General features: G+C 64.4%; 12 protein-coding genes. 9 read left to right on the top strand and 3 right to left on the bottom strand.

Going from position 1 to position 13503, the window contains the following annotated elements:
* Positions 1-56: 56 nt before the first annotated feature.
* The gene (locus ACTJLB_RS20340; protein ID WP_310353064.1) at positions 57-1016 is read right to left on the bottom strand and encodes a LysR family transcriptional regulator; all 960 of its coding nucleotides are present in this window, start codon (positions 1014-1016) and stop codon (positions 57-59) included.
* A 190-nt stretch (positions 1017-1206) separates the two neighbouring features.
* Between ACTJLB_RS20340 and ACTJLB_RS20335 the strand changes: the two genes are divergently transcribed.
* The 9 genes from ACTJLB_RS20335 (at position 1207) to ACTJLB_RS20295 (ending at position 11645) form a co-directional block, all read left to right on the top strand.
* Positions 1207-2793 (top strand): YbfB/YjiJ family MFS transporter, encoded by a 1587-nt coding sequence (locus tag ACTJLB_RS20335; protein WP_440784289.1) that lies wholly within the window; start codon positions 1207-1209, stop codon positions 2791-2793.
* A gap of 380 nt (positions 2794-3173) precedes the next feature.
* Positions 3174-4205, top strand: a complete 1032-nt coding sequence (locus ACTJLB_RS20330) for a threonine aldolase family protein (RefSeq protein WP_087754206.1) — start codon at positions 3174-3176, stop codon at positions 4203-4205.
* 117 nt (positions 4206-4322) lie between these two features.
* A complete protein-coding gene (locus ACTJLB_RS20325) occupies positions 4323-4853 on the top strand; it encodes an NUDIX domain-containing protein (protein ID WP_408162480.1) in 531 nt (176 codons plus the stop codon).
* Positions 4854-4954: 101 nt separating this feature from the next.
* Positions 4955-5410 (top strand): acyl-CoA thioesterase, encoded by a 456-nt coding sequence (locus ACTJLB_RS20320; RefSeq protein WP_408162482.1) that lies wholly within the window; start codon positions 4955-4957, stop codon positions 5408-5410.
* A gap of 4 nt (positions 5411-5414) precedes the next feature.
* Positions 5415-6353: a branched-chain amino acid ABC transporter permease gene (locus ACTJLB_RS20315; protein WP_288825932.1), complete on the top strand. Its 939-nt coding sequence runs from the start codon at positions 5415-5417 to the stop codon at positions 6351-6353.
* On the top strand, positions 6346-7662 hold the full coding sequence (locus ACTJLB_RS20310) for a branched-chain amino acid ABC transporter permease (protein ID WP_408162483.1): 1317 nt from the start codon (positions 6346-6348) through the stop codon (positions 7660-7662). The genes ACTJLB_RS20315 and ACTJLB_RS20310 overlap by 8 nt, the downstream gene beginning before the upstream one ends.
* Positions 7659-8411 (top strand): ABC transporter ATP-binding protein, encoded by a 753-nt coding sequence (locus ACTJLB_RS20305; RefSeq protein ID WP_088173532.1) that lies wholly within the window; start codon positions 7659-7661, stop codon positions 8409-8411. The genes ACTJLB_RS20310 and ACTJLB_RS20305 overlap by 4 nt, the downstream gene beginning before the upstream one ends.
* A complete protein-coding gene (locus ACTJLB_RS20300; RefSeq protein ID WP_408162484.1) occupies positions 8408-9121 on the top strand; it encodes an ABC transporter ATP-binding protein in 714 nt (237 codons plus the stop codon). Before ACTJLB_RS20305 ends, ACTJLB_RS20300 begins: the two co-directional genes overlap by 4 nt.
* 316 nt (positions 9122-9437) lie before the next feature.
* Positions 9438-11645: a hypothetical protein gene (locus tag ACTJLB_RS20295; RefSeq protein WP_440784287.1), complete on the top strand. Its 2208-nt coding sequence runs from the start codon at positions 9438-9440 to the stop codon at positions 11643-11645.
* A gap of 107 nt (positions 11646-11752) precedes the next feature.
* Here ACTJLB_RS20295 and iolB read toward each other — a convergent pair whose 3' ends face one another.
* The gene (iolB, locus tag ACTJLB_RS20290; protein ID WP_027776561.1) at positions 11753-12553 is read right to left on the bottom strand and encodes a 5-deoxy-glucuronate isomerase; all 801 of its coding nucleotides are present in this window, start codon (positions 12551-12553) and stop codon (positions 11753-11755) included.
* Positions 12550-13500 carry a myo-inosose-2 dehydratase gene (iolE, locus tag ACTJLB_RS20285; protein WP_020069481.1) on the bottom strand — a complete coding sequence of 317 codons (951 nt, stop codon included), beginning with the start codon at positions 13498-13500 and terminating at the stop codon, positions 12550-12552. The genes iolB and iolE overlap by 4 nt, the downstream gene beginning before the upstream one ends.
* Positions 13501-13503: the final 3 nt, after the last annotated feature.

The following is a 13503-nucleotide window of genomic DNA, read 5'->3' as shown; positions in this document are numbered from 1 at the left end:
ACGCGTCTACCGGCCAATTTCAGATACTCGCCGTGTGTCCAGCGTTGTAGCGAAAATCAGGCGACGCCAGCGCTCACGCCAGCGCGAACGCCTGGATCAGCATCTGAACCTCCACCCGCAACCACCTCCGCCGTCACAACCCCGGCGCCCTCCTGCGCGACCAGAGTCTGCTTAAGCGCGTTGAGGGCCGACGAAAAATGCCCACGTCGCCAAACGAGCAATGTCTCGATCACACCGATGTCGGGCAAGTCATGCACGGCGATGTTGCTCGCGTCCGCTTGCAGTCCCAGCACCGAGCGGGGCGCAACCGCCACCCCGGCGCCCGCGGCCACGCAAGCCACGATCGCATGATACGAGCCGAGTTCCAGCACCCGCGCCGGCCTCACGCCGTGCTCCAGATACCATTTCTCGATGTAAGCCCGGTAGGCGCAGCCGCGCTCGAACGCAACGAGCGTCGATAGCGCGATGTCGCGCACTCCGCGAATGGGCCGATGGCCGCGCGGCGTCAGCATCACCAGTTCCTCTCTGAACACCGGCACAGTCTCGAACAAGTCGCCAAGCGCCGCCGGGTCCAGTGGTGTTGCCACGAGAGCGGCGTCCACTTCGAATTCGCGCACCCGTTCGATCAGCTTGCCGGTCGTACCGGTTTCGAGTTCAAGTGCGACGTCGGGCCATTGCTGGTGATAGCGGGCGAGCAACCCCGGAAGACGTGTTGCCGCGACACTTTCCATTGTGCCCAGACGCAGCCGCCCGCTCGGACGGTCGGCGCGCACCGCGTGGCGTGCTTCGTCGGCAAGAGCGAGCAGCCGTTCGGCGTACGGCAGCAGCGTCTCGCCGGCGGGCGTCAGCACGAGGCGTCGCCCGTCGCGGATAAAGAGATCCGCCCCGAGCTGCTCTTCAAGCTGTTTGATGCGCGTGGTGACATTCGATTGCACGCGATTGAGCTTCGCGGCGGCGCGGGTCACGCCGTTTTCGCGCACGACTGCCCGAAAAATCGTCAAAGCTGCCAGGTCCACGATTCTCTCCTCGCGATGGATGGTATCCAAATTATTCATTTTCCATGATCGAATCGTCAAGCTAATATGGATACAGCTTCGGCTCAGGCGCCGCCCGCATGCTGGTCGGCATGGGCCGACCGCGCGGCAGCTCAGGTGAGTTGGCGCGCGGCTTCCTGCATGTCGCGTGCGTTTCCTTCAACGGCCATCCATGAACGATTCTGCTTCCCAAGCCCAATTCATGTCCGCGGAACCCCATGCCGCCCGGCGCGCAGCGCTCGCCTGTATGGTGACGCTGGCCGTCGCGCTCGGAGTCGGGCGGTTTGCGTTCACACCGCTGTTGCCGCTGATGCTCCATGGCGGCGGCGTGTTCGGTCAGCCGCCGATCGACATCCAGCACGGCGGCTGGCTGGCGTCGTTCAATTACGCCGGCTATTTCGTCGGTGCTTTGACCTGCGCGGCGTTGCGCGTCGAGCCCGCCCGGATGGTGCGCTCCGGGCTGGTACTGACCGTTCTGTTGACACTGGCAATGGGGGTCACGAGTCAGTTCTGGGTGTGGGCTGCGGTGCGGTTCATCGCCGGAGCGGTGAGCGCCTGGACTTTCGTGTTCGCGTCGCAATGGGGCCTGCGGCGGCTCGCGGAACTTGGTCAGCCTGCATGGAGCGGCGTGATTTACACAGGGCCGGGCGTGGGCATCGTTGGAACCGGTTTGCTGGTCAGCGCGGCGGGCGGTTATGGCGCGACGGTGGGCTGGATCGGCTTTGGCTTGATCTCGGCGGTTCTCACGGTGGTGGTCTGGTCCGCGTTCGGCGCGTCGGCCGTTTCCGGTTCGGGTGCTGGGAGTGCGCGTCGCCGCTCTGCGCCTTTAGTCAATGAAAGGCCGATGGGAGACAGGCCGGCTAGCGGCTCGTTCACTGGAACGGTAGCAGGCGCCGGTCAACGCACCGGCCAAGAACACACATCGAGTTTTGACCCGGCGACGCGCGGCTCAACGGCGCCGGAGGGTCTGGCTGCCGCGAACTCCGGCGTAACTACGGCAAAGAGTTTTGCTACCGCCGCGCCTGACGCCATCGAAGCAAACGTCTCCGCCGCCGCAACCGCCGCTGCAACCGCACATGCAACAGTAGCGCCCAGTGCTGCCCCGGCAACGCCCAACGCCGCCGCGCGAAGCTATGGCCACGCAACCCGCCCGACCGTGGGCGACGAGCGTCGCAGCCACCCCGCGGACGCCTTCTGGCTCGTCGTCCTTTACGGTGTGCCTGGCTTCGGCTACATCATTACGGCGACGTTTCTGCCGGTTATCGCGCGTCATGCGCTGCCCGGCTCGCCGTGGCCCGATCTGTTCTGGCCGATGTTCGGCGCTGCGTTGATTGTCGGTGCATTGCTGGCCGCGCGGCTGCCGCTGCACCTGGACAATCGCGTCTTGCTGGCCGGCAGTTACGTGTTGCAAGCGTGCGGTATCGCGCTCGGCATTGTCTGGCCGACGGCGGGCGGCTTCTCACTCGGAAGCATTCTGATCGGCGTGCCCTTTACTGCAATTACCTTGTTCGCGATGCGGGAGGCACGGCGTCTGCGCGGCGACGACGCGGCCGGCCTCATGGGCTATGCCACTGCCGCCTACGGCCTCGGCCAGATCATCGGACCGCTCGTCGCTGCGCCGATCGCCGCGCATACCGGCTCGTTTTCGCCGGCTTTGTGGCTGGCGGCCGGCGTGTTGTTGCTGGGGGCGGGCGGTCTTGTAGCCGTCGCCAGAATGCCTCGCGGGCGAGGGCGCATGCCGGAGTGCGGCTGCGGTTGAAGCCGCGTTTGGACACCGGCGGTAAGTTCGCCGACCGTCGCGCAGCCCGGTGATGAGACAGCGGGCCGTCGCGTCCTTCGTTTGCATACTCCCGCCTGGACACCGGCGGCGGACACTTTGGTAAGTTTGCCGACGTTCGCGCATCCCCGTGACGAGACAACGCGCCGTCGCGCCCTTCGATTGCATTCTCGGCAGCGAATATCCTCGAACAACACCCTTCCGCGATCCCACGCAAAAACCTCACGCTTGCCCCCCAAGCTCGAACCACCCACGCTCAACCCCGAAACCGCACCCCATCAAAAAACAAATCCCGCCCTCTAGCACTAAAATGACGGCTTTCCGTCATCCCCGCGCGTCTGTCGCCGGCCGCGCTGCTCACCATGCAACATTTCGCGTCCGACAACTACGCCGGCATCTGTCCCGAAGCGCTCCATGCGCTGATCGCCGCCAACAACAGCGGCCACGAACCGGCCTATGGCGACGACTCCTGGACCAATCAGGTATGCGACCGTCTGCGCGAACTGTTCCAGACCGATTGCGAAGTGTTCTTCGTGTTCAACGGCACGGCGGCCAATTCGCTTGCGCTTGCGTCGCTTTGCCAGTCATACCACTCAGTGATCTGCCATGAACTCGCGCACATCGAGACCGATGAATGCGGCGGCCCCGAGTTCTTCTCTGGCGGCTCGAAGCTGCTCACGGCGCCCGGCATCGGCGGCAAGCTCACGCCCGATGCGATCGAGGCGGTCGTCACGCGCCGCGCCGACATTCATTACCCGAAGCCCAAGGTCGTCACGCTCACGCAATCGACCGAAGTCGGCACCGTCTACACCGTCGAGGAAGTGCGCGCGATCGCTGCAATCGCCAAGCGGCGTCATCTGAAGGTGCATATGGACGGCGCGCGTTTCGCGAATGCGGTCGCCGCGCTCGACGTGCATCCGTCCGAGATCACCTGGCGCGCGGGCGTCGACGTACTGTGTTTCGGTGGCACCAAGAACGGCTTGCCGGTGGGCGAAGCGGTGGTGTTCTTCGACCGCGCGCTCGCTGCCGACTTCGCCTACCGACTGAAGCAGGCGGGCCAGCTTGCTTCCAAGATGCGCTTCATTTCTGCGCCGTGGCTCGGCCTGCTCGATAACGACGTGTGGCTGCGCAACGCGCGTCACGCGAACGCGATGGCGCAACTGCTGCAAACGCGGTTGCAGGAAATTCCGGGCGTCAGCATCATGTTCCCGCGCGAGTCGAACGCGGTCTTCGCGCAGTTGCCCGCGCAAGCCGCGAAGGCCATGCGTGCGCGCGGCTGGAAGTTCTACGAGTTCATCGGCGCGGGCGGCTGCCGGTTGATGTGCGCGTGGGACACGCAACCCGAAACGGTCGAGCGTTTCGCGACCGAAGTCCGCGAGTTGTGCGCGGCGTAAAGTTCGTCCGCTGTGCAAACCGGGAAGCCGGGAAGCCGGGAATCCGTGTAAGCCGCAACACCGCAACGCCGCCAGCGCGCCGCGCCGGCAAAGACCGAACCTCCAAGTCACCTCACCATGACCGAATACCGATTTTGTCCCCGCTGCGCGACGCCGTTGACGGAGCGCGCCGACGCCGAGCATGAAGGCGGCCGCATCCGCCAGACCTGTCCCGATGCCGGATGCGGCTACGTGCACTGGAACAATCCGCTGCCGGTGGTTGCGGCGATCGTCGAATACGAGGGCGAAATTCTGCTCGCGCGCAATGCTGCGTGGGCGGAGGGCGTCTTTGCGCTGATCACGGGCTTCCTTGAAAACGGCGAGACGCCGGAAGAGGGCATTGCGCGCGAGGTGCTTGAAGAGACGTCGTTGCATGCCGAGTCGGTCGAACTGATCGGCGTGTATGAATTCATTCGCAAGAACGAACTGATCATCGCGTATCACGTGAAGGCAAACGGCACGATCTCTCTGTCGCCGGAACTGCTCGAGTACCGGCTGGTCGAGCCGGCGAAGCTGCGGCCATGGCGCGCCGGCACCGGGCAGGCGCTCGGCGAATGGATGCGGCGGCGCGGCTTGCCGTTCGAATTCGTCGACAAGCCGGGGCAATAGTCGTGAGCGGCCCGATCGCCAGTAACGTCGGCGAGCCGGACAGCGCCGCCCCAAACCCAACCGCACCCCGACACCACCACTTAAGCGACCCAGCCACCTCAATGTCCAAACCCGCCGCCGCGTCACGAAGCTCGTACCCGCACTTTCTCGCCATCACCACGCGCTGGATGGACAACGACGTCTACGGTCACGTGAACAATGTCGTCTATTACAGCTACTTCGATACGGTGGTGAACGAGTATCTGATCCGCGCCGGCGTGCTCGATTTCGAGCGTGGCGAAACGATCGGGCTGGTGGTCGAGACGCATTGCAACTACTTTGCGCCGCTCGTGTTCCCCGAGCGCGTCGAAGCGGGCTTGCGAGTGACGCGGCTCGGCACGTCGAGTGTGCGTTACGAAGTGGGACTCTTCAAGGAAGGCAGCGACGAGGCCGCCGCGCACGGCCACTTCGTGCATGTGTACGTGGATCGCGTCACCCGCCGTCCAGTGAGCCTGCCCGATGCACTGCGCGAGGCGCTCGAGCCGATCCGCTTTGTCACCGGCACAGCGGCGGATTAGGCACGTGCAGTCGTTAGCCATCAACCTGCTTAACGGGCTCAGCTTCGGACTGCTGCTCTTCATGCTGTCGGCCGGGCTGACGTTGATCTTCAGCATGCTCGGCGTGCTGAACTTCGCGCATGCGAGCTTCTATATGCTTGGCGCCTACGTCGGCTATTCGGTGGCCGCGCGGGCCGGATTCTGGAGCGCGCTCGTGATCGCGCCGCTCGTCGTCGGTTTGATCGGTGCTGCGTTGGAGCGCTGGCTGTTGCGCCGGGTGCGAAGCCATGGCCATCTCGCGGAATTGCTGCTGACGTTTGGCGCCGCCTATGTGCTCGGCGAACTCGTGAAGCTCGGCTGGGGTTTGAGTCCGCTCGGCGCGAGCGTGCCGGCCGCGCTGGACGGTCCGCTTTTCACGCTCTACGGCGCGACCTTCGCGCGGTATCGAGCGTTCATGATGCTCGTCTCTCTTGTGATGCTCGTCTCGCTGTACGCGGTGCTGCGCGTGTCGAAGGCGGGCCTCATCGTGCGGGCCGCGCTGACGCACCCGAGCGCCGTCGAAGCGCTCGGCCACAATGTACCGCGCGTCTTCACCGGCGTCTTCGCGGCGGGCACGGCGCTCGCCGCGCTGGCCGGCGTGATCGGCGCGCCGCTTTCCGTGATCGAACCCGCCATGGCCGAATCGCTCGGCTCGATTGTGTTCGTCGTAGTGGTGATAGGCGGGCTGGGATCGCTGGGCGGCGCGCTGGCTGCGTCGCTGCTGATCGGCTGTGTGCAGACACTGGCGGTGGCGAGCGATGTTTCGCTCGGCGACGTGCTCGCCACGTTCGACGCTTCGCTGCCGCGCGAATGGGACGCGCTGACGCTCGCGCAGCTTGCGCCGCTGATTCCGTACCTGCTGCTCGTCGGCATGCTGGCGCTGCGCCCGCGCGGACTCTTCGGCCGGCGCGACGATCATGCGTGAACTGCTCAAGCCGGAGGCCGCGCAAGCGTCGCCAATAGTGCGGACCCAGCGTTCTCACGCGATGTGGCGTCGTCTCGCACCGTGGCTCGGGCTCATTGTCCTTCTCACGGCACCGCCATTGATCTGGCGTCAAAGCTGGCTGCTCGTCTATCTCGCGCAGACCGCCACGATGATCGTCTTCGCGCTCTCGTACAACCTGTTGCTCGGAGAGACCGGACTGCTGTCGTTCGGCCATGCCGCCTATTCGGGTCTCGGAGCGCTGATTGCTGCGCAGGTTTTCAACCGCATCGGCGCACCGCTCGCGCTGCTGCCGCTGGTCGGCGGCGCGGGCGCCGCGTCGTGCGGGGCGTTGCTCGGTTTTATCTCGACGCGTCGCGCCGGGACCGCGTTTGCCATGATCACGCTAGGCATCGGCGAACTCGTCGCGGCCGCGGCGTGGACCTTACCCGACTGGTTCGGCGGCGAAGCGGGTGTTGCCATAGACCGCGCAAGTGGGCCCATGCTCGGCGCCTTTACGTTCGGCCCCGCACGCGAGGCTTACACGCTGATCGCGCTGTGGTGCCTGGTCGCGAGCGCCGCGATGTTCGCCCTGTCACGCACGTCGTTCATGCGGCTCGCCAACGCGGTGCGCGACAACCCGGCGCGCGCCGCGGCGATCGGCTGCTATCCGCGCCGCGTCCGCTATAGCGTCGTGGTCATGTCGGCGTTCTTTGCGGGTATCGCGGGCACACTTGCGCTGATCAACGTCGAACTGGTGTCGACCGATAGTGTGAGCATGGTGCGCTCGGGCTCGGTGCTGATCGCCACGGTAATCGGCGGTACGGGTGTCTTTTTCGGACCGGTCGCAGGCGCGGTCGTGCTGACGTTCTTCAGCGTGGCCGTGGCCAGCGTCACGCGGGCCTGGCTCTTTTATCTGGGCCTTTTCTTTATCGTGATCGTGGTCGCTGCGCCGGACGGACTCGCCGGTTTTATCCAGCGGCATACGGCGCGGCTCGCGCGTGACGGTTGGCGCACATGCCGCGCCGTCTACCTCTGCGGCACGGCTGCGATCCTGTTGTGGACGGTTGCCACCGTGCTCGCGGTGCAGTGGGCTTACGCCGTCCAGTTCGGTGCCGAGGAGGGCGCTGCGCTGCGCGTCGGCGGTCAGTCTTCGTGGCTATCGTTCGTCACCGCGTCGCCGTTGCGGCTCGGGCTGACGATCTTCGTGCTCGCAGCACTGGGCGCCTTGGCGGCTTTGTCCGCGTCGCGCGCGCAAACCCGTCTCGCGGCCCAAGTACGCACGATAAAAAACGCCGGAGGTTCGCAATGATCCCCGCGCTCGCGCTCTACGGCGTCGAGAAGCGCTTCGGCGCCACGCGCATCCTGCGCGGTGTGAATCTCGCGATCGAACCGGGCGAGCGGCACGCGTTGATCGGCCCCAACGGCGCGGGCAAATCCACGCTCTTCAATCTCATTGCCGGCGCCACGCGGCCAGACGCTGGGCGCATCGACCTCTTCGGTGCTCAGATCACGCGCCTTGCGCCGGCGGCGATTGCGCGCCGTGGTCTCGCGCGCAGTTTCCAGAACACGAGCGTGTTTGCACGGTTGAGCGTGTACGACAATTTGCGCTGCGCGGCGATGCTCGCCGAGCGCGACCGCCTACGCTGGTGGCAGCGATTCTCTGGCGCACCGGAGGTCGATGCACGCGCGGCGCAGGTGCTCGAAGCAGTCGGCCTTGACGCGCGCGCGCTTGTTCTGGCCGGCGCGCTGAGTTACGCCGAGCAGCGCGCGCTCGACCTCGGGATAGCACTCGCTGGCGGCGCGCATACGTTGTTGCTCGACGAGCCGACTGCCGGCATGAACCGCGCGGAGGCGGCGCGCGCAATCGAACTGATCCGCGAGACCACAGCGGGACGTACGCTGCTGATGGTCGAGCACGACATGGACGCGGTGTTCGCCATCGCCGATCGCATTTCAGTGCTCGTGCAAGGGCGCATTATTGCGACCGGCACGCCTGCGGCGATTCGCGCGGATGCCGCCGTGCGCGCGGCTTATCTCGGCGAAGGATTCGACGCATGACATCCTTGCTCGAGATTCGCGGACTGAATGCCTGGTACGGGCCGAGCCAGGCGTTGCACGGCGTGAATTTGCAGATCGGCGCGAGCGAAGTGGTCGCGCTCGTCGGGCGCAACGGTTCAGGACGCTCGACGCTCGTTCGCTCGATCATGGGCCTCGTGCATGCCGAAGGCGAGTTGCGCTTCGCGGGCCACTCACTTGCCGGATTGCGCACCTTTGAAATCGCACGGCTCGGCATCGGCTATGTGCCCGAGCATCGAGATGTGTTCCCCGCGCTGAGCGTCGGCGAAAACCTCGAACTCGGCGTAGCCCCCCGCAATCGCGCGCGCACGCCGCGCTTCAGCATAGACGACGCCTACTCGCTTTTCCCCGTGCTGCACGAACGACGGCGCACGCGCGCGGGCGCGCTGTCCGGCGGCGAGCAGCAGATGCTGAGCCTCGCCCGGGCGCTGCTCGGCGATCCCGATCTGCTGCTGGTCGACGAGCCCGGCGAGGGCCTCGCGGGCTTCGTGATGCAGCAGGTCGCCCAATGCCTGCGTGTGCTGCGCGAGCGCGGCATGGCGATGTTGCTGATCGAGCAGCGACTCGTGATCGCGCAGGACATTGCGAGCCGCGTCGCGGTAATGGGTCATGGCGAGATCGTGTTCGACGGCGAACTTCACGCGTTCCTGCAGCGTCCGGACGTCATGCGTGAATGGCTCGGTGTGGGTTGATCCCTGGGTGTGGATTAAACCCTTTCCCTGCGTGCGGTTCTCAACCCCGCGTGTGCTTTTGTCGAATGCCCATTTTTCCGCAAACTAAAAAGGGCGGCGGTATTAGCGTTTGACTCTCCGTTCCGGCTATGCCGCTTATCCCGAGCCCGCACGGCTTTGCGTCGACTCGTCAAAGCGATTCAAACGCTTGATCGTTTGGTGAGCGTCCTCCAGAAATCTTGTCGGCAGCGCGCGTACAAATGAAGACAATCAAGTGAAAGACGAGCGACGTCGACGTGAGCGTTGAAGACGCGTCGCGGCTTCAGGAGGAGACATCATGAACGAGACAGGCGCGGTCGCCACAGTGCTCGCCGTGGCTTTGCTGATGTGCGCTTGTGCCGACGCCAGTTCGTCGGCGAATCTGGCAACGTCGGCGACCATGCCGGCGTCGCAGGACAAAACGGGTTACGACTCAAAACCCGCATCCTCGTCGCTGCCTGCCATCGAGCGCGCGAAGGCCCACCAACTCGTCATCGAGCAAAGCATCGCCGCGCGGGTGCCGGCGGCAAGCGGCCTCAGCACGAAGCGCAGCCGCGCGCTCACACTGCGCGACTCGGGCATCGACGGTTCGCTGATGTTCGCGCGCAACGTCGACTTTCGCGTGACGGGCGACATCGGCTTCATGATCCACGACATGGCCGCGACGCTTGTTCCGTCGCGACCAGGAGAGCCGATCGTATTCGACGACCCGACCAGCCTGAGCATCGACGTTCATCGCGGCGAGGTGATGCTCGACAGTGCGAAGCTCACCGCGATCTTCAACCGTTATCTATTCCAGTATCGAGGCTCGCCTCTGCGCAACATGCGCGTCGTGCCGCAAGACGATGGCAGCTTGCGCATTACCGGCGAGATGCATCGCGATACGTGGGTGCCGATCGTTCTGTCTGGTTCACTGTCCATGCGCAGCGCCGACGAACTCGTGTTCCATGCCGATCACGTCGAAGTCGCAGGCGTGGCAGCCGACAGGCTGATGCAGGCCGCGCACGTCAGGATGGCCGACCTGTTGAAGGTCGATACGCCGATTGCGCGTCTCGACGGCGACGACGTCGTCATGCAGGTCGCGAAACTGACGCCGCCGCCCGCGCTACGCCTGACGATAACGAAGCTCGACACGAGCGCGGCGGGCGTGCGCTTCATGCTCGACGACGGCTTGGTCCCGAAGATCGACTGGCCTGCGAACATGCCCGCGCGCGGCATGCTGATGGAAGGCGGGGACGTCAAATTCATGCGCTCGATGCCGATGAACATCGACATGGCGCTCACGCCTATCGACGCGGACGCGCCGTTCGTGCTCGATCTGTACCACTATCGCGACCAGATGGCCGCGGGATATTTCACCTTCGACGAAGCGGGCGCACTTGCCGTCCACCTGCCTTCGTACACGACGCTTGCGGGTGCCGCGAAAGATCCGTCGCTGCTGATCGGCAGCGCTAACGCGCGTTTTAACGACAGTTTGATTCGCGCGCAGCAGGCCTCGCTCGCTCAGGCGCGGCTCGAATGGCGACGCGTGCCGCAGGAGTTGCAAAGCGCGTCGGCGGCGCGTGCTGTTCCTGTCAGCATGCGGAGGGCGTTTTCCGGTGCCAGGGAGGAGACTCGAACCCCTGCAACCGGCGACGAACGTCATTCATCCGGCCATGCGTCGTTGATACATGTCGAAAACGTCGACTTCTATGTGGCGGGTCGCATCGGCTTTCATGTGCGTTCGCTCGACGCGCAGATGATTCCGAAGACGCCGGGCGAGCCTGTCGACCTCGACGATCCGGGACAGTACGACATTCGAATTATCGGCGGGGAAGTGGTCGAGCCTTGGCCGGCAATGGCGGCGCTCTTCAACGACTACCTGCTCGATTACGAGCCGCGTTCGCTCAATGATCTGCAGTTGAAGCCGGTGGACGGCAAGCTCGAAGTCACGGGCGGCATCAAGTTGTGGAATCACTTTCCCGGCGTGTGGCTGCCCACGACGATGAGCGGCACCATCGTCGCGAGAGACGAGCGGCATCTCGTGTATGAGCCTTCGTCGGTGAAAGTGCTTGGCATCCCGCAGGCCGGGCTGCTGCGCGCACTCGACATTCCGCTCGCTTCACTCACGCCATTTGCGCGCAAAGGTGTCGCGCTCGAAGGCAACGAACTCGTGTTCGATCAGTACACGGTGTTCCCGCCGCCCGTCTTGCAAGGGCGTCTTGCAAGCGCGACCGTGACCGACGAAGGTCTTGTACTCAAGTTCAAGCGCGAGACCGGCATCGCGCCTGCGCGGCCGCCGGCAAACATGGTCAACGCGGCAAAAAGTTATGTGTGGATCGAATCCGGCGACGTGAAGATGTTCAATTCGCTCGTCACGAATGCGCGGACGTTCATCAAGGACAGCTCGAACGCCGGCGCGATGAAGTTCGATTTATACGGCTATCGCAGAGACGTTTCGAAGGGCACGGTGAAAATGGACACCAACGGGGGGCTCGAAGTGGATCTCGCCGCGCGAGGCAAATGATCGGGCTTTGGCATCGCGCGAGTCGGCTGCGTGGCGTTGTGTGTTGTTACGCGAAGTTGCCTCGCTCCTCGCGTGAAGCAACTTCGCACGAGGCAACTTCGCGCGGCTCAATCTTCCTTGTTGATGATCCACTCGTGCGCCGGGTCGTTGCGGAAATGCCAGACACGTTGAGCACCGGCCATAACATTCAGATAATACGAGTCGTAGCCATACGGCACGACGACCGGATGATAGCCGCGCGGCACCATCACGACATCGTGGTCCTCGACGGCCATTGATTCGTCGATGTCGCGCATATCGGTGTACACGCGTTGGAACGCAAAGCCTTGCGGCGGATTCAACCGATGGTAGTACGTCTCTTCGAGCGAACTCTCGTGGGGCACGTTATCGGTGTCGTGCTTGTGCGGAGGATAGCTCGACGCGTGTCCGCCAGGCGTTCTCACTTCAACCACCAGCAACGATTCCGCCGGCTCTGTTTGCGGAAGAATGTCGCAAACGTATCGCGTATTAAGACCCTTCCCGCGGGTCGAGCGCTTCATTGAAGACGGCTCGATCAGGCGTGCGGGCAGCTCGCCTTTCGCAGGCGCGCTCGCTACGCCGACCTCCGCATCGCGGCACGCGCGCACGGTGGCGCGCACGCCCGGCGGCAAATAGACCGCGTAAGGCGCGGCATCTTCGAATACGCTGTCGCGCGAACCGAGCGAACTCCATCGCGTGTCCGCAGTTTCAATATCCACGGCGCCCGTGAGCACGACAATGCACACTTCGCGCGACGGCTCCATCACGTGCACGACTTCACTCGTGCCAAGACGGTAAGCGGCAAAGCCGACATAGCGCCAGCATGCCGATGCCGGTGTAACTCGCGCGATCGTCTGGCCTTCGCGCTGCGCCTTCACTAATAGAGTCATGCTGCCTCCTGCGTGGTGCCATGGCTGTCGCCCCGAGTGCCGGCAGACGTCGTGTCGAGCGGGGCATCGACCAACGCACGCAATGTCTGATAGCCCTTCTGCGCATACTCGAACGACGGCGCCACGACCGGGTCCTGTTCCGCCTCCACGACGAGCCAGCCCGAATAGCCATGCCGCTTCAGGCGCGCGATGATCGACGGGAAATCGACTGCGCCGTCGCCGGGCACCGTGAAAGCGCCGGCGATCACCGCGTCGAGAAAGCTCCAGTTGCGATTGCGCGCGAGTTTCATGACGGCAGGGCGCACGTCCTTGCAATGCACATGACACACCCGTCCGATGTGTTTGTCGAGCACGACGAGCGGATCGCCGCCTGCAAAGGTAATGTGCCCCGCGTCGAACAGCAGGCCGACCGCGTCGCTCGTGCGTGACATCAACTGATCGACGTCGGCCGGCGTTTCGACATAAGCACCCATGTGATGATGGTACGCAAGCCGCACGCCGCGGCTTAGCGTATAGCGCGCGAATTCGTCGACGCGTGCGGCGTAGGCGGCCCACTGTGCGTCGCTGAAAAAACGCGGCCGTTGATATAAAGGTCTTGGCGCGCCCTGAATAGAATCCGCCACTTCGCCATACACCATGACCGTCGCGCCGTTTCGCGCGAGCAGTTCGAGATGCGGGCCGACCTCGGCGATTTCCTCTTCGACGCTACGCCGCGCGAGACGTCCCGAGTACCAACCGGACACGAGCGCGAGATCGTATTGCGCGAGCAGTGTCTTCAATGCTTGCGGTTCGCGCGGAAACTTGTTGCCGAGTTCGAAGCCCTGGTAACCGATCTCGCGGCCTTCGGTCAGCGCTAGTTCGAGCGGCGTCTCGCCGCCGAGCGAAGGCAGATCGTCGTTCATCCACGACAACGGGTTGATGCCGATGCGTACGTTGAAAGCTGTCATGCG

It is taken from the genome of Paraburkholderia sp. 22098 (assembly GCF_052045935.1).
In the GTDB taxonomy this organism is placed as follows: Bacteria; Pseudomonadota; Gammaproteobacteria; order Burkholderiales; family Burkholderiaceae; genus Paraburkholderia; species Paraburkholderia caledonica.
The sequence above is the reverse complement of the archived record's forward strand: the minus strand, read 5'-3'. Positions and strand labels throughout refer to the sequence as shown.